The organism is Pseudomonas sp. LBUM1672 (assembly GCF_059695655.1).
Genome location: NZ_CP166781.1, coordinates 3,206,251 through 3,221,787, shown reverse-complemented (window position 1 = coordinate 3,221,787; position 15,537 = coordinate 3,206,251). Strand labels below are relative to the sequence as shown.

Sequence of the window (15,537 nt, the reverse complement as noted above, 5' to 3'; positions counted from 1 at the left end):
AATACATCACCACTCCGGACACTGGCGTATTTGTCCACGGTGTGTTGAGGAAGTGATGCAATTCGAGGTCTGGAATCGTTGCTCAGAAGCCCCAAGGATTGACCGCAACAAAATAATAGCAACGACTTGAGCGCGCTTAGCTGATGATTATTACACTCTGTAACTATTTCACGACGCCGCTTATCATCGATACTTAGGGTTGGGATTAGTGAGGGTTCTAACGTCGTATATATAAGGCATTTATCGAGCCTTTGCAGTGCTTGGAATATCTTAACGGTTGCGCATGCCAATTCAGAAACGGAACGAGCAAGCCACAGCTTCATTAGGTGTACCAATTCTCCGTCAAAGGAACTGAAGTCGAATCTTAGGAATTCACCATTAACCTCGAATGACAATATGTTTTCCGTGGGAATTCTTATTGTTTTCCAGCAGTCTGCAAAATCATCCCAATAACGGATTACAGAGGGCAGGGGAGGCAGGGGAGCCAACGCCTCTATCAGTCTCGCGATACCGAGAAAGCCCGACTGACTCCGCTGCATGCGCTGCTCCTTCATCTGCCCCTTTTAGGAGCGCAGATGGCTGATGGACGTCAAATGCATGATTCCAAACGGTGGCTAAGCGACCCTCAAAAAAAGCTCGTGCGTACCGTCGCGGCATATCCGAGGTGCGGGCCCAGCCAAAAAAGGCACGCAGACGCTGGATGGCCATCTCGAGGTCGTCACCATTTTCTACAAACTGATGCAGCCTGACCGTGGCGCACGTATGCCGCATGTCGTGCGGTGTGATGCGACCGAATACGTAATTGCGCCAGCGTAACGTACTGTTTCTAAAGGGATTACGAACCGAGTACGGATCAATGATCTGGTAAAACTCATCCAGCACTGGGCTTGGCAACGCTCGGACAATTTCTGCCGGCGGCGCGGGCGCCATACCCAGCGAGTCAAACAGCTTCTCCAGACGCTCCAGGCGCATGCTCAGCAGCCAAAGCATGTCAGGATCGGCATGACTTTTCACCAGACACTGAACACAACTTTTGACGAAAACGTAGGCCACACGCCAGTTGGGATGGTAGTTGGCGGCAGTCTGGGCACCATGATTTCTGGCCGTGATGAAAAATGTCTCAAGACAGGCTTCAAGCTCATCGAATTTGAGCTCCGCAATCAAGCGATCAAGGCAGTCAGCCTGGTACAGCCGTTTGGCCGACTGGTACAGCTGTTCGATGACGGACAGCTGGGTTCGTAGTGTGGACGGCGCCAAGCTCGCACCGTCCAGTGCAGACCAGACTGTCGACGCAATAGCGTGGTCGTCCACGGTCATCGGTCAGCAACCAACCAATGAGTCCGGATGGCACGGAATTGTCTTTCAAACGAACAATGGGCATAAGCGCAACAGCTGAAGCTGCTCCTTCTGGCAGGAAGCGTTGCAGTTGAGCCTAGGTAATTTCCTGCGTAACGCAACACTCAGGAACAAGCCTTCCATTCGCATAATGTATATTATGTTAAATCATGTGTCATGGTGGATTTGTTCATGAGCTGTCTAAGCCACTGACTCTACGAATCCGCTACTGACGCCCACTCCCTCAACGGGCCATGTGCAACGTATTCACGGCGAGTCATTGAATGCCGTTTCTCTTCAGGTCAGCGCGCACCGCTGCTCATGCAGACTGAAGATGCGGCGCCGGTGCCCACACTCGTTCCGTTCATCTACGTCCAACTAAAACTCAGGCACCGCGCTTACAACACAGCGGCGGAACATCTACGCGCGAGTGACCTCAATTGATGACGCAATCCTGGCCTGCCACTTCGAGGCGATTCTGGCTTTACAGGACGGTTACGCCATCTGGCTCCAAAGCGGTCGTCAAGCCGACAATCTGGTCGCCCTGATCGGCAATCTGAAACGGCAAATTTTCCGCAGCCTGACAGATACGCGACTTCAGATCGTTCGCACACTGATTCGCCCGGGCGCCGGGAAGAATCCGTTCCCGGGCAGCCTGGAGCCGACTCGACAGTAATGGAGGTTCGCGGAGACCTGATCAGCAGATCAAGAACACGCGTCACCCTCCTCCTCTTTTTCGAGGCGTGTTGGCCGACGCGTTCAAACATTAGAACCAGGTTTCCATTTGTATACCGTATTGCCATACACCTCCGGCGTTGAAGTCCGTCTTGCCGAAGGAGTCTGAGGAACTGTATCTGTCCAGATCCGAAGACCAATTCATGAAGCTCGCGAACACACGCAATTCAGGACGTGTGAGCAGGTCTCCTACGTCAGGTTTAAATGTCGGGGCGATCGTGAATTTCCAGAAGTTACCGTCGACCGCATTACGTTGTAGATACCCCTTCGGGTCGAGGTTCATGGTTTGCCAGCTCATTTCGTAGGCCATCTCAAAATTGCTGTTGATTTCATTGGCCAAACGCATGTTCAGGGTCATCCAGCGGTAATTGTCACCCTTGACGTATCTATCCTTGCTTTGTTCGGCCAACAAGCTGGGACCGATGCGCCAACCAGGCGCAATGGGAGTCTCGCCGTAAAGTGCCAGACGTAGAGCGCGGGCATCGTCAATCAGCTCCCCATCCGAGCCGACGTTCTTGACCTCTGCCCCCAGACCTTGCCCATAGAGCAGTGCTGTTTTGAAGAAGCCTTCCCGGCCGAAGAAGTTTTTCTGGTGATTGGCCAGCATGCTGTGCAAGCCAGAATCCGCAGGCGTCAGGCCTGCTTCATTGCTGCGAGTGCCAACGTCGTTTTTCTTTGAGCCAATGCCATTGAACATCCACTGCCACTGACCACTGTCGAAGAACTGGTTGGAGGTCAGAATGTAGCTTTCCACATCGGCGTTGATGCCGCCTTCACTGAAATCCCCATAATTACGCCCGATCAAAGAGTAATTCGAGCGCCAATTCTTGTTCATCTGCACATCGTAGATTCCACCCCCGGTACCAGCCAGATAGATAACGTCCGAGTCCAGCCAGTGGATATCGAAGTTATCTCGATCAAAGCGCTTACCTGCCCACAAGGTGGAGTTTTCGAACACTGAATTACCCTTGAATGCAGCGAGATGATCGAGTTCGGTAAAGACCTGACGTACGTTCAGGTTGCTCTCGTCGGCCGTCCAGTCATTGGAGCTTTCCACACCATCGGCGATGGAGACCGTGAATTTGGAATGGGTGCCGTTCTGCGCATAGGCCTCTTTCGACAGGTCGATGCGCATGTAGGTGTCGTCTTCATTGCCGAGTCGCCCGACGGCGCCACCGACTGAACCGGCCGGGGTTGTATAAGGTCCTCCACGACCACCACCCAGCCCATCGTTGATCAGCAATCCGGAACGGGCGTAGCCCTTGAAGCTGAACCCGTCAGTGAGGTGTGCGGTACTGCTCTCTTTCTCAATGCTTTGCTGACGGGCTTCGAGTTTTGCCAGCCGGGTGTCCAAATTGGGCGCCGCAATGGTTGTCGCAGTGGACGCAACGGGCTGCGAGGCGGGAGTGGCGAGCTTGATCTGCTGCAATTCCCTGGCGAGTGCCTGGGTTACCTGTTCGGCTGCGGCTGCGCGCTTTTCCGCTGCGGCGGCACGGGCTTCAAACGCGGCCATGCGTTCTTCCAGAGTCGCGGCCTGAGAGGTTGCCGCCGAGGTGCCGAGCACGCCTGCGAGTAGCCAGCCTGGTGCTTTCTGCATGTGGATTTCCCTGTTTTGTTTTTATTGTTTTGTTCCCGCGACCGGCCATTTTTCGTGAGTTGCGAATTGTCGCAATCGACGAAAAAAAGGATGCCTCATCGCAAATACGCTGCTACATTTGGCGATGTTAACGTTAACTTTTCTAAAAACAAAAATAAAGAGGGCTTTATGAAACTGCTTAAATCTATCCTTCCAGCAGCACTGCTTACCCTCTGTGCCGGGCTGCCATCGCTCTCGAGCGCGGCCGATTTGACGATCTCGTGCGGTGCAGTGGGTGCGGAATTACAATTGTGCAAGGAAGCTGTCGAGGCCTGGTCGAAGCAGACCGGCAACAACGTTGAGGTGGTTTCCACGCCTAACTCGGCGACCGAGAGGTTGTCGTTCTACCAACAAATCCTCAGTGCGCAGTCCAGCGACATCGACATCATTCAGATCGATATGGTGTGGCCGGGGATGCTGGCCAAACACCTGATGGATCTGCGTGAGGTGCTGCCCGCCAACGCCACTCACGGTTACTTCCAGGCACAGGTGGATAACGCCACAGTGAATGGACGGCTGGTGACGATGCCGTGGTTCACCGACTCGGGCCTGCTGTATTACCGCAAGGACTTGCTTGAGAAGTACGCCAAGCAGGTTCCCCAGACCTGGGAGGAAATGACCGCTACCGCCAGGGATGTTCAACAGGCAGAGCGCACCGCCGGGAATCCCAATGCATGGGGTTACATCTTTCAGGGGCGCGCTTACGAGGGGCTGACGTGTAATGCGCTGGAGTGGATCAGCAGCCAACCGGAAGGCGGACTGGTCAACCCACGAGGCGATATCGTGGTCAACAGTCAGGCCTCAAGAACTGCTTTGGCCCTGGCGAAAAGTTGGGTAGGAGACATCTCCCCGCGTGGCGTACTCAACTACACCGAGGAAGAAGGGCGTGGCGTATTCCAGTCGGGAAATGCGTTGTTCATGCGGAACTGGCCTTATGTCTGGGCCCTGGTACAAAGCCAGGACAGTGCCGTAAAAGATAAAGTCGGCGTCGCTCCCCTGCCCCGCGGCGGCATGTCCGGCACCCATGCCTCCACCCTCGGTGGTTGGGGTCTGGCGGTATCGCGTTACAGCGCCCATCCAAAACTTGCCGCAGAACTGGTGACCTACCTGACCAGTGCCCAGCAGCAAAAACAGCGAGCTTTGGTAGGTGGCTATAACCCGGTTATCGAGTCGCTTTATCAGGATCCCGAGTTGCTCGCGGCCATGCCTTATTACAGTCAACTCCTCAGCATTCTCAACCAAGGGGTCATGCGCCCCGCGTCAATAACCGCCGATCGCTATCCACGGGTCTCCAACGCGTTCTTCGATCGAGTGCATGGCGTGCTGGCGGGCGAGTTGCCTGTCGATCAGGCGCTGGCTGAACTGGAAAGCGAACTCACGCGCATCAAACGCCGGAACTGGTAAGCCACAAGGAAGGAAATCACCATGTCTGTCTCTACTATCCATGCCCCCTGTGACGAGCTGCTGCTCACCAGGGAAACGCCTGTACAGCGCCGCCGAGTACGCGCCGCCTGGCTGTTTCTGACACCCATGTTGCTGTGTCTGACCCTGGTGGCCGCCTGGCCGCTGCTGCGGACATTCTGGTTCAGTCTGACCGATGCCAACCTGGCGGACACCGGTGGCGGAACCTTCATAGGTTTGAGCAATTATCTGTTCCACAACGGCTCCAACTGGTCGGGCATCCTGGTTGATCCTCAATGGTGGAACGCTGTGCGCAACACCTTGCATTTCACCGTGGTGTCGGTAGGACTGGAAGTCGTCCTGGGGCTACTGGTGGCGTTGCTGTTGAACATCAAGTTCACCGGCCGCTCCTTGGTGCGTGCGTTGATTCTGATTCCTTGGGCGATTCCTACCATTGTCTCGGCGAAGATCTGGTCATGGATGCTCAACGACCAGTTCGGCATCATCAATCACATGATGCTGAGCGTCGGTCTGATTGATGCCCCCTTGGCCTGGACAGCAGATGCGGATCTGTCGATGTGGGCAGTCATCATCGTTGACGTCTGGAAGACCGTACCTTTTGTCACGCTACTGATGCTGGCCGCCTTGCAGATGTTGCCGAGCGATTGTTACGAAGCCGCCAGGGTCGATGGCATTCATCCATTGAAAGTGTTCTGGCGCGTCACGCTTCCGCTGTTGATGCCTGCATTGTTGGTGGCGGCGATCTTCCGCATCCTCGATTCCCTGCGGGTATTCGACGTCATCTATGTGCTGACCTCGAATTCTTCGAGCACCATGAGCATGTCGGTCTATGCCCGCCAACACTTGGTGGAGTTCCAGGATGTTGGCTATGGCAGTGCGGCCTCGACTCTGCTGTTTCTGGTCGTTGCGGCAATCGCCATGCTTTATCTCTACCTCGGACGCCGTCAAATGGAGGTTCGGTCATGAGCCTGCGCCTACTCAAAAAGGCGCTGTTGCGCCTCGGATTCTGGTGTCTGATCGGGGTTTTGCTGCTGTATGCGGTCTTCCCTTTCTACTACGCCATCGTGACTTCGCTGAAGCCATCCAGTGCCCTGTTCCAGGTGAGCTACTGGATCGAAAGCCCCGACTTCTCCAATTACGCGGCGGTACTCCACCAAGCCTCATTCCTGCGGGCTATCGGTAACTCGCTGGTAGTTGCGCTTAGCGTTGTGACGCTGGCGTTGTTCCTCAGTGTCACCGCCGCCTATGCCTTGGGAAGGGTGAAATTCCGTGGACGTGGCACGGTCTTGATGATGGTTCTAGGCGTGTCGATGTTTCCCCAGGTCGCTGTGCTGTCGGGGCTGTTCGAAGTGATTCGCGCCCTGGGCCTGTACAACACGTCTTGGGCATTGATCCTGAGCTACACGATTTTCACCCTGCCCTTCACCGTCTGGGTGCTGACCACGTTCATGGGCCAACTGCCCCATGAGCTGGAAGAAGCAGCAATCATGGACGGAGCGTCCCCCTGGGTCACGCTGACCCGCGTGCTGTTGCCACTGCTCTGGCCCGCACTGGTCACCACGGGCTTATTGGCCTTCATCGCAGCGTGGAACGAGTTCCTGTTTGCCCTGACCTTCACCCTCACCGACACACAACGCACGGTGCCGGTCGCCATCGCCTTGATTTCCGGCGGCAGCCCTCATGAGTTGCCTTGGGGGTTGTTGATGGCCGCCTCGGTGGTGGTCACCGTCCCGTTAGTGATTCTGGTGCTGATCTTCCAGCGCCGTATCGTTTCCGGTCTCACTGCCGGCGCGTTAAAGGGTTGATGCCCGACAATTACAAGGAACAGCATCGTGATCAAATTGAAACTGGATAATGTGAACAAACAGTTGGGCGGCATGCGGATTCTTCGCGATGTCAGCCTGGAAATCGCGGCGGGTGAATTCGTGGTGTTCGTTGGCCCGTCGGGCTGCGGAAAGTCGACCCTGCTGCGACTGATCGCCGGACTGGATTCGATCTGCGGCGGCGACCTGCTGATCGACGGGCGACGGGTCAACGACCTGGAACCGCGCGAGCGTGGCGTCGGCATGGTGTTTCAGTCTTATGCGCTGTACCCGCACATGAGCGTCTACGACAACATCAGCTTTGGCCTCAAGCTGGCCAAGACCGAAAAGAACAGCCTGCGCGAGCGCGTGCTGAAAACAGCGCAAATCCTTCAGTTGGACAAACTGCTGCAACGCAAACCAAAAGAACTCTCTGGAGGACAGCGTCAGCGTGTGGCAATGGGCAGAGCCATGGCACGGGAGCCGGACATTTTGTTGTTCGATGAGCCGCTCTCCAATCTGGATGCATCGTTGCGGGTGCAGATGCGCAACGAAATCGCCCGGCTGCATGATCGACTGGGCTCGACCATGATCTACGTCACCCACGATCAAGTGGAAGCGATGACCCTGGCCGACAAAATTGTTGTGCTCAATGGCGGTCACGTAGAGCAGGTCGGCTCACCGCGCGATCTCTATGAGCGCCCGGCGAGCCGCTTTGTGGCCGGTTTTCTCGGTTCACCCAAAATGAACTTTATGGCGGCGCGCCTGCATGCCCCGGGCGAAACAAGCGAGGTCGACACCCCCGTTTTGGGAATGACCACCCTGCCCTTCGACAGCTCGAACCTGGCGGCGGGGACGTTGTTGAGCCTGGGGATTCGCCCGGAGCACATTTCGCTCAAAAAGGCTGATGGAGCCGTCGGCATCGTCGTGATCGGGGTCGAATACCTGGGCAGCGAAACGTATGTGCACCTCGAAACGGGGCAGGACGAGTCAATGATCTGTCGTTGCGAGGTCAACGCCGGATGGCAGGTGGGCGATCGGGTCGAACTGCAGCTGGACATCGACAACCTGCACCTGTTCGACGACGACGGCACGGCCCTGGAGCGCCACCCACAAGCCATGGAAAACCAGCCGAATGATGTCTCTCTGCGCTCAGTCCGAGCACGGGCCCTATGACCTTGTCTTCGAATCACATGAGCGATCCAATGCCTTCTACCCTTGACCTTGCGCAGCGTGCGCTGAGTGACGGCCTGTCTCGCGTCATCGAGGACTATCGCCCCGGTTATCATATCGCCCCCCCGGCAGGCTGGATGAACGACCCTAACGGGGTCGTGTTCTTTCGTGGCGAATATCACGTTTTCTATCAACATTACCCCTTCGAAGCGAAATGGGGGCCGATGTATTGGGGGCACGCCAAGAGTGCCGATCTGGTTCATTGGCAGCACCTGCCCATTGCGCTGGCACCCGACGATGAATTCGACCGTGACGGCTGCTTTTCCGGTAGTGCGGTGGTGTGCGGAGATACCCTGGCGCTGATCTACACGGGGCACACCTGGCTGGGGGAAGTGGGTGACGAGCGCTTCATCCGTCAGGTCCAGTGCCTGGCCACCAGCATCGACGGCGTCCGGTTCGTCAAGCATGGCGCCGTCATCGAGACCGCACCGCAAGACACGATCATGCACTTTCGTGACCCCAAGGTATGGAAGGAGGATGGCTATTGGTACCTCATTGCCGGCGCACGTCTGGGCGACAGGCCGGTGCTCCCGCTGTACCGCTCCACGGATCTGCACGTCTGGGAGTTCCTTGACTATGTGGCCGGTGGCAGCGAGGGCGATGGCTATATGTGGGAGTGCCCGGATCTGTTCCGACTGAACGGAAGCGATGTGCTGCTGTACTCCCCCCAAGGCATGTCATCCCAAGGTTACGAACGGCTCAACAAGTACCAGACGGGTTATCGCGTGGGTCGACTCGACAGCGACTGGCACTTCATGGGTGGGCCTTTTATCGAACTGGATAACGGCCACGATTTCTATGCAGCGCAAACGCTACTGGCCGCCGATGGTCGGCGCCTCGTGTGGGCGTGGCTCGACATGTGGGACAGCCCGATGCCGAGCCAGGCCCATCACTGGTGCGGCATGCTCGGATTGCCACGCGAACTTGAACTGTGCGCAGATCGCCTGTGCGTGTTTCCCGCACGGGAGCTCACCGCTCTGCGCAAGACGCTATTGCCGAGCACGCCGTGGTGGGAGGCGTCGGGCACCCGGTGGGTGCCAGGAGTGAACGGCGATATGCTCGAAATCCATGTGAACCTGGATTTACTCGGCTGTACCGACGGCCACCTGGGAATCGCGTTGCGCTGCAGCGACGATGGCGATGAACAAACCCTGCTCTACTACGATGCGGCGCTGCAGCGCCTGGTGCTGGACCGCAACCGCTCGGGTGCGCAAGTCACCGGTCAGCGCAGCGTGGCGATAGACCCGACACAAGCGTTGCTGGCATTGCGTGTGTTCCTCGATCGCTCGTCCATTGAGGTGTTCGACGAAAACGGGCGCTTCAGCCTCAGCAGTCGCATCTATCCACAACGCGATAGTCTGGGTGTAAAGCTTCTCGCAAGCGGGACCGGCGGGCGTGTCTCGATTCCCAGGGCATGGCCTCTTGCCTCGGGATGGCTATGAGCAGCCTCATTCGAGTCGCGAGAAGCGCGGGCCATGTGTCATGATCCTGCGTCAACCTGACCGGCCTCGCCTCGTATGACTTCAGTGAAAGACGTTGCACAACTGGCCGGCGTGTCCCTGATGACGGTTTCTCGAGCGCTCAACAATCCGGAAAAACTGAGCCCCGAAACCCTTCAGCGGGTACGTCTCGCCATTGATGAACTGCAATTCGTACCGAGCCTGTCGGCGCGCAAGATGCGCGGCGACAACCTCCAGTCGCGCACCATCGGTGTGTTCGCTCTGGACACTGCGACCACACCGTTTGCGGTCGAGTTGCTGCTGTCCATCGAACAGACTGCGCAACAAGCCGGCTGGAATGTCTTTATCCTCAACCTGCTAAGCAACCCGCCCACCGACCAGAATATCGACCTGATGCTATCGCACCGTCCCGACGGGTTGATCTTCAGCGCTATGGGGTTTCGCCACGTGAGTATTCCCGAGCGCTTGAAGAGCAAACCCCTGGTACTCGCCAATTGCCTGGCAGATGACAGTCGCCTGGTCAGTTATGTGCCAGACGACGAAACGGGGCAGTATCGAGCGGTACATCATGCGTTGAGCCAGGGCTATCGGCGCCCTCTTTGTATCAATCTGCCAAAACAGAGTCTGGCCTGGGGGCTCCGACAAAAAGGCATGCAGCGTGCCTGCCAGGCATTCGGACTAGCGCCTGACGCGCTCCTGCAATACGACCTTTCCGATCATGACGCCTATGGTGAAACCGCCGCCATCCTCGACCGGCACATCATTGATGGTCGCCCCCAATTCGATATTCTGATCTGTGGCAACGACCGCATTGCGTTTTGTGCCTATCAGCTGTTGTTGGGCCGTGGCCTGAAAATTCCCAGCGATGTCGCCGTGCTCGGCTACGACAACATGATCGGCATTGCCGAGCTGTTCATCCCGCCGCTGACCACTGTGCAACTGCCGTACTACGAGATCGGTCGCAAGGCTGCCCGGCACTTGATCGAGACCCTTGAAGAATCGGGAGCCCAGCCAGTTGATTGCCCATTGGTGGTCAGGGCATCACTATAAGAAACAGTCAGGTAATAGCACACCCGCTTGCTTTCGATTGGCCATTAGCCTGTCACGCACTAGAAGTGTTCCGCCGCCACCAGGACGCAGGCAGCGCTTCGATGGCCGGCTGATATTTTCTGCCCGGACGAAAACCGTATGCCTGCATGCGGTGGGGCTTAGTGCCTCTGTCGCCGGGACACTGCTGCTGGACTTATCCACCATTGACGCTTTTATGAAAGAAGCGCTCTCAACTGGGCTGGCACGGCTACAACTTCTTTGGTTTTTGGCGAGACACATACATGTGTGATATTCGCGACGAAGGACAGTGTTCCATTATCTAAAAAACCCTCAACCAAAAAAGTGAAAGAGTGAGCACCCAACGTGGCCACGCCGACTTTAATATTTAATTGATCATCCCATGTCACAGGCGCCAGCAACTCAAATGACATGGCGCGTACTGGCGGCAATATATCAAACCCCATCAAAGTTCTAAGCCCGGGCACTCCCAACCACTTATCAAGCGCTACATAAATAGCTTCTACAGCAAAATATGAAAATCGCGGAGTGTAAACCACTCCCGCAGGATCACAGTCTCCAAACAAAATGGTTCTGCTGACAAAAACCGCATTAGGCATTGATGTATCTCCCCGTCGCTATTATATGCCCGAGTGAAACAGAGCATTGATGCTTTATTAATTTCTGCAATTCGAAAACGATGCTCACCGTGCCGGTGCGGTTTGGTAAAAGTCCTAAAGGACTGGTGCCCTTTGTTCTCGGGTTATCACCTGTACTACCCAAGCCGTCGCTTGCCAACACCCGTCTTTTCGCTTGTTCTGAATGCTCTATGCTGCGAGGCTTTCTATTAGCGTGGCGCATGGGATGGAGTGTTGCTTTGGATCGACCACCCCAAAATCCCCCTTTGATCCCGCTAACGATCTAAATCTATAACGCTCTCAACCGCATCAAGGCCAGCGCAGCGAACTTCGCCTAAAGGGCATCAAAGGACTTTATAGATCTCCGAAATCACCTGCATCGTTGCGTCTTCAATCGTTCCTTCATTACGGCATAAAACCCAGCCGTTATCTGCAATCGCTCGCTCGAACGCCTGGGTACAAGCGACATGTTCTTCCAGCTTATGCATCACCGTACTGCTCAGCCCACGCGATCGTGCCGCAGCCCTCGCCCATGAAATTTCAGGGACGGTGACAACCCCGACATGCAGGTCTGGCACTCGCACGTTTCGATCAATGTTCAACTGCAGGATCTGCGCAAACGGAATTATCCGGCGGAACGCGGCATCAGACGGGTACCAGCGATCGATCAAGATGATGCTGCCGGGTGGCTGTTTAGCCAGCACGTGCCGGGAAATCCAGGTACGGCTATCCGCAAGGCGCTCACAAACCTCGAACTCCAAATCCCGGGTGGGATTTCTGACGAGCTTGTTAACGAGGGCCATTGTTTCACCCCTAAAGGGATCGCTTTTACTCTCGGAAAGTCGGATCACCTTTTTGTTGTCCGCCCTCAGTACTTTCGTAACGGCCTCCAACAGTGTGGTTTTGCCGGTTCCCTTGGGCCCGTCTAGAGAAACAAACAGCGGAGGATTCATTCTTCAAACAACGATTGATACACGGTTTTTTTTACCCGGTTCGCTCGCTGGAACCGCTTGGCGCGGCTACGCGTATCGAATGGAGGGCCCTTATGAACAGACATTGATGAACACTCTAACGTGGTTTCTGGCTAACGGGTCTCAAAATCCAAGGTCACAACCGCTCATGAAGTTAAAGGATTAGTCTGGACGAAAAGCCCGACGTCAGACTGCATCACTGCCAGTGCGCACATAGCTTGACCAGCTCATCGACCACATACCTCACCTTCGGCCGCAGATGGGACACCTTTGGCCAGAGGGCATGCACATCGACAGCTTCCGGTTCATACACGTGCAGAACCTCCACCAGCCTGCCCGCTTCGATATCGTCCTGGAACAGGCTGCGTGGCATCTGGCACAAACCTGTGCCGGCGACTGCGGCGAGAATCATGGCTTCGCCGTCGCCAATCTGATGGGCTGAGGGTGGCGCATAACGGGCGGTCTGCCCTGCTTGCATGACCCGCCACGCCAATGGTTGACCGCGTCGGTGCCCGACAATGCAACGGTGATGGCTCAGATCTTCCAGTGTTTGCGGAACGCCAAACCGCGTCAGGTAGTCGGGGGCGGCACAAATGGCCCAGCGTTGTCGGGTCAGCCGCCGCGCCACCAGACCGCTGGTGTCTTGCAGTTCTCCGAAACGCACCAACAAGTCGATGCCCTCTTCGAAGGGATCAACCAAGTGATCGGAAAACGTCAGGCTCAGTTGCAAGGCCGGGTACTTGTTGGCGATCTCAAACAGCAATGGGGCCACGACCCGACGCCCGAATGCCACGGGAATATCGACTCGCAGGCGTCCGGAGGGCTCACCACCATCGGGCCCCAAACCGCTCTCTGCGGCACCCATTTCTTCAAGGGCGTTGGAGCACGCCACGAAATAGGCCTCACCATCCGCAGTCAGGGAAATGCGACGAGTCGTGCGATGAAACAACTGTGTGCCCAGGCGTTCTTCCAGGCGCGCAATGGCTTTGCCGACGGCGGATTTGGACACTTCGAGGCGTTCGGCAGCCTGGGTGAAGCTGGTCGAGCGCGCTGCCACGACAAATGTGATGACGCCTTGAAACGAGTCGATAGGGACCATGCCAGCTCAATAATTATAGAGTTTTAATCTACCCAGATTATAGTTTCAGGTCGTTTATCACCAGCATGCTCAACAGTAAGATGGGCTCCAGAAAAGTAACGGTGCAGATCGTGATCGCACGTCGCGCACCTCTCTCCCGATCATCAATGCCCAGAAGGACACCATCATGCCCGTCGTACGTGTGAGCTGGTTCGAAGGTAAAGAACACGCACAAAAAGCCGCTGTTGCCGCAGACATCACCGAAAGCATCGTTAAACACACCGGTACAGATGCCAATTTCATCTACGTCATTTTCGAGGACGTTGCGGCTTCGGATTGGGCTGGCGCTGGCAAACTGTTCGGGGACGCGCCCGAGAAATCCTGACCCATCAGCACCGAATGCATCGGCTTGGCCAGCGATGCATACTCAACTGGCTTTTTAGGAAGCCTGCGACGCAAGGGCTACTCATGCACCCACCTATCTCCTGCCTGTTTTCCCTCGCTGTAAAACCTGAAGTGTTTCCAGAGTTCAAGGCGCTGATCTCGAACATCGTGGCAGCCACCCGCGCCGAGCCCGGCACACTGGTTTACGAATACAGCGTCAACGACGACAACAGCACCGTCCACATCCTTGAACGCTATAACGCCGATGCCGTCGTCAGTCACGTAGACACCACCTTCGCCCCCTTCGGCAAGCGCTTCCTCGAGCTGTGCACCGTTACCAGCCTGATGGTCTACGGCACACCGGACGCAGAAATCCGTAAACGCCTTGATCCGTTCGGGGCGGTGTACATGACCCCTTTCGACGGTTTCAGCCGCTGAGTTCAATGAAGGCGCAAGCAAGAGAGCCGCTGAAGGCTCTCTCTGTGCTTGTCAGTTCAAGTCCTCAAGCAACTGCTCGCCAGCCCAATTGGGCACGAGCCTCTTGAAGATCGGACTGCATATCGTGATTCCACAGCCAGTCGAAACGCTCTGCGAGGGTTTTGCCCAGCAGTTGTTCGTCATCGGCGACGGCTGGATCACGCAGTTCATAAAGCTCCCCGGCTTCCCAGGAAGTACGTTGCACACGGCAGGCGCGCGGACGACGGATGGCGTCGTAGGCCGCGAGCACCGCTTGAGGCTGGCTGTCCAGAACCTGCGGGTCGGTCAACAATCGGGCCAGAAGCCAGGCGTCTTCGAGGCCCTGACCTGCACCAGCGCCCTGGTGCGGCAACATGGCGTGCGCCGCATCGCCGATCAGACCCACGCGGCCGTGCACGTAGCCTGGCAACTCGTCGAGTTCATGCAGCGCCCAAAGGGTGGGTGACGGAATGCATTCGAGCAGCACCCGTGCAGCATCTCCCCAATGATTGAAGGCGGAGAGCATTTCTTCCTGGCTAGCATTGCGCACCCACGGAGAATCGCTCGGCCAGATTGGATCAGGGCGACTGCGATCGGAAATAAAGGCCACGACGTTGATCAGCCGGCCTTGCTTGACCGGGAATGTGAGGATGTGTGCGTCGAGCCCCAAGTACATCTGCGGAACGTCAACCAAGTGCTCATCGACACCCCGAGCCCGGTAAGCGGCGCGCAGCTGCTGGCTGTCGATCATCCCACGGTAGGCGCAAGTCCCACTGAAACGCGGAGCCACGAGGGGTTGGCCAAGACCGCTGAGAACATGATCACGAATCGAAGACTTGATACCGTCCGCGGCGATCAACAGATCGCAGCGATGCTCAGTGCCATCGGTGAAAAGGACGCGAGCCTGCTCGGCGCCCTGCTCCACGCTAACGGCGCGCTTGCCGAATTGGGCGATTCCTTCGGGTAACTGACTGGCCAGGGCATCGAGAAAGTCTGCACGGTGTACCGAAGACTGCCCTACCCCTTCGGCCAGGCTGGCGCCCAGATAACCGGCATCTTCACCACGGCGCCATTCGAACCAGATGTCCTGCCACGGATCCTGCGTCTGGTCGGCAATCTTGCGGTAGGGTTCGGCAATCCCCAGACCCGCGATGGCACGAACGGCATTGGCGCCGAAGGAGACACCTGCTCCGACCTCGCCAAAGGCTGCAGCCGCTTCGAACAACTGCACGTTCAGGTGGGAATGACGGCACAGGTCCAGGGCCAGAGCCACGCCGGCAATACCGCCGCCAACAATACCGATTTGCAGTTTGGATTGAGAAGTACGCATAGCAAGTTAC

The 15,537-nt window shown here is 56.6% G+C and carries 15 protein-coding genes and 1 pseudogene; 10 read left to right on the top strand and 6 right to left on the bottom strand.

Going from position 1 to position 15,537, the window contains the following annotated elements:
* Positions 1–441: 441 nt before the first annotated feature.
* The gene (locus ACA053_RS14635; RefSeq protein WP_497396096.1) at positions 442–1,317 is read right to left on the bottom strand and encodes a hypothetical protein; all 876 of its coding nucleotides are present in this window, start codon (positions 1,315–1,317) and stop codon (positions 442–444) included.
* 448 nt (positions 1,318–1,765) lie between these two features.
* Here ACA053_RS14635 and ACA053_RS14630 point away from each other — a divergent pair, with 448 nt between their 5' ends.
* Positions 1,766–2,011: a hypothetical protein gene (locus ACA053_RS14630; RefSeq protein ID WP_256597418.1), complete on the top strand. Its 246-nt coding sequence runs from the start codon at positions 1,766–1,768 to the stop codon at positions 2,009–2,011.
* A gap of 90 nt (positions 2,012–2,101) precedes the next feature.
* Here the strand turns inward: ACA053_RS14630 and ACA053_RS14625 are convergent, their stop codons facing one another.
* Positions 2,102–3,667: a carbohydrate porin gene (locus ACA053_RS14625; protein ID WP_497396094.1), complete on the bottom strand. Its 1,566-nt coding sequence runs from the start codon at positions 3,665–3,667 to the stop codon at positions 2,102–2,104.
* 168 nt (positions 3,668–3,835) lie between these two features.
* Here ACA053_RS14625 and ACA053_RS14620 point away from each other — a divergent pair, with 168 nt between their 5' ends.
* From ACA053_RS14620 to ACA053_RS14595, 6 genes are all read left to right on the top strand, one after another.
* Positions 3,836–5,110, top strand: a complete 1,275-nt coding sequence (locus ACA053_RS14620; protein WP_497396169.1) for an ABC transporter substrate-binding protein — start codon at positions 3,836–3,838, stop codon at positions 5,108–5,110.
* 21 nt (positions 5,111–5,131) lie between these two features.
* A complete protein-coding gene (locus tag ACA053_RS14615; protein WP_109631298.1) occupies positions 5,132–6,094 on the top strand; it encodes a carbohydrate ABC transporter permease in 963 nt (320 codons plus the stop codon).
* Positions 6,091–6,933, top strand: coding sequence for a carbohydrate ABC transporter permease (locus ACA053_RS14610; RefSeq protein WP_109631296.1), 843 nt, complete (start codon positions 6,091–6,093; stop codon positions 6,931–6,933). The genes ACA053_RS14615 and ACA053_RS14610 overlap by 4 nt, the downstream gene beginning before the upstream one ends.
* Positions 6,934–6,960: 27 nt before the next feature.
* Entirely contained in the window at positions 6,961–8,106 is a 1,146-nt protein-coding gene (locus ACA053_RS14605) for an ABC transporter ATP-binding protein (protein WP_497396092.1), read from the top strand.
* Complete coding sequence (locus tag ACA053_RS14600) at positions 8,103–9,605, top strand: glycoside hydrolase family 32 protein (RefSeq protein ID WP_497396090.1); 1,503 nt, start codon at positions 8,103–8,105, stop codon at positions 9,603–9,605. The genes ACA053_RS14605 and ACA053_RS14600 overlap by 4 nt, the downstream gene beginning before the upstream one ends.
* 75 nt (positions 9,606–9,680) lie before the next feature.
* Positions 9,681–10,673: a LacI family DNA-binding transcriptional regulator gene (locus tag ACA053_RS14595; protein ID WP_109631287.1), complete on the top strand. Its 993-nt coding sequence runs from the start codon at positions 9,681–9,683 to the stop codon at positions 10,671–10,673.
* A gap of 212 nt (positions 10,674–10,885) precedes the next feature.
* Here the strand turns inward: ACA053_RS14595 and ACA053_RS14590 are convergent, their stop codons facing one another.
* A complete protein-coding gene (locus ACA053_RS14590; protein ID WP_497318110.1) occupies positions 10,886–11,290 on the bottom strand; it encodes an acyl-CoA thioesterase in 405 nt (134 codons plus the stop codon).
* Between the two features lie 102 nt (positions 11,291–11,392).
* Between ACA053_RS14590 and ACA053_RS14585 the strand changes: the two are divergent.
* Positions 11,393–11,521: pseudogene (locus ACA053_RS14585) on the top strand (LysR family transcriptional regulator); the annotation flags it as partial.
* Positions 11,522–11,652: 131 nt separating this feature from the next.
* Here ACA053_RS14585 and ACA053_RS14580 read toward each other — a convergent pair.
* Complete coding sequence (locus ACA053_RS14580) at positions 11,653–12,261, bottom strand: dTMP kinase (protein ID WP_109631282.1); 609 nt, start codon at positions 12,259–12,261, stop codon at positions 11,653–11,655.
* Between the two features lie 214 nt (positions 12,262–12,475).
* On the bottom strand, positions 12,476–13,378 hold the full coding sequence (locus ACA053_RS14575; RefSeq protein ID WP_497396088.1) for a LysR family transcriptional regulator: 903 nt from the start codon (positions 13,376–13,378) through the stop codon (positions 12,476–12,478).
* 166 nt (positions 13,379–13,544) lie between these two features.
* Here ACA053_RS14575 and ACA053_RS14570 point away from each other — a divergent pair, with 166 nt between their 5' ends.
* Both ACA053_RS14570 and ACA053_RS14565 read left to right on the top strand, forming a co-directional pair.
* A complete protein-coding gene (locus ACA053_RS14570; RefSeq protein ID WP_497318106.1) occupies positions 13,545–13,742 on the top strand; it encodes a tautomerase family protein in 198 nt (65 codons plus the stop codon).
* Positions 13,743–13,825: 83 nt separating this feature from the next.
* Positions 13,826–14,179, top strand: a complete 354-nt coding sequence (locus ACA053_RS14565) for a putative quinol monooxygenase (RefSeq protein WP_497318104.1) — start codon at positions 13,826–13,828, stop codon at positions 14,177–14,179.
* Between the two features lie 64 nt (positions 14,180–14,243).
* Here ACA053_RS14565 and salA read toward each other — a convergent pair whose 3' ends face one another.
* On the bottom strand, positions 14,244–15,527 hold the full coding sequence (gene salA, locus ACA053_RS14560) for a salicylate 1-monooxygenase (RefSeq protein ID WP_497396086.1): 1,284 nt from the start codon (positions 15,525–15,527) through the stop codon (positions 14,244–14,246).
* Between the last annotated feature and the right edge of the window lie 10 nt (positions 15,528–15,537).

Bases quoted from the DNA above. Each gene is read 5' to 3' on its own strand.
- ACA053_RS14635 (WP_497396096.1), bottom strand. From the start codon at position 1,317: ATGACCGTGGACGACCACGCTATTGCGTCGACAGTCTGGTCTGCACTG.
- ACA053_RS14625 (WP_497396094.1), bottom strand. From the start codon at position 3,667: ATGCAGAAAGCACCAGGCTGGCTACTCGCAGGCGTGCTCGGCACCTCG.
- ACA053_RS14620 (WP_497396169.1), top strand. From the start codon at position 3,836: ATGAAACTGCTTAAATCTATCCTTCCAGCAGCACTGCTTACCCTCTGT.
- ACA053_RS14615 (WP_109631298.1), top strand. From the start codon at position 5,132: ATGTCTGTCTCTACTATCCATGCCCCCTGTGACGAGCTGCTGCTCACC.
- ACA053_RS14610 (WP_109631296.1), top strand. From the start codon at position 6,091: ATGAGCCTGCGCCTACTCAAAAAGGCGCTGTTGCGCCTCGGATTCTGG.
- ACA053_RS14600 (WP_497396090.1), top strand. From the start codon at position 8,103: ATGACCTTGTCTTCGAATCACATGAGCGATCCAATGCCTTCTACCCTT.
- ACA053_RS14595 (WP_109631287.1), top strand. From the start codon at position 9,681: ATGACTTCAGTGAAAGACGTTGCACAACTGGCCGGCGTGTCCCTGATG.
- ACA053_RS14590 (WP_497318110.1), bottom strand. From the start codon at position 11,290: ATGCCTAATGCGGTTTTTGTCAGCAGAACCATTTTGTTTGGAGACTGT.
- ACA053_RS14580 (WP_109631282.1), bottom strand. From the start codon at position 12,261: ATGAATCCTCCGCTGTTTGTTTCTCTAGACGGGCCCAAGGGAACCGGC.
- ACA053_RS14575 (WP_497396088.1), bottom strand. From the start codon at position 13,378: ATGGTCCCTATCGACTCGTTTCAAGGCGTCATCACATTTGTCGTGGCA.
- ACA053_RS14570 (WP_497318106.1), top strand. From the start codon at position 13,545: ATGCCCGTCGTACGTGTGAGCTGGTTCGAAGGTAAAGAACACGCACAA.
- ACA053_RS14565 (WP_497318104.1), top strand. From the start codon at position 13,826: ATGCACCCACCTATCTCCTGCCTGTTTTCCCTCGCTGTAAAACCTGAA.
- salA (WP_497396086.1), bottom strand. From the start codon at position 15,527: ATGCGTACTTCTCAATCCAAACTGCAAATCGGTATTGTTGGCGGCGGT.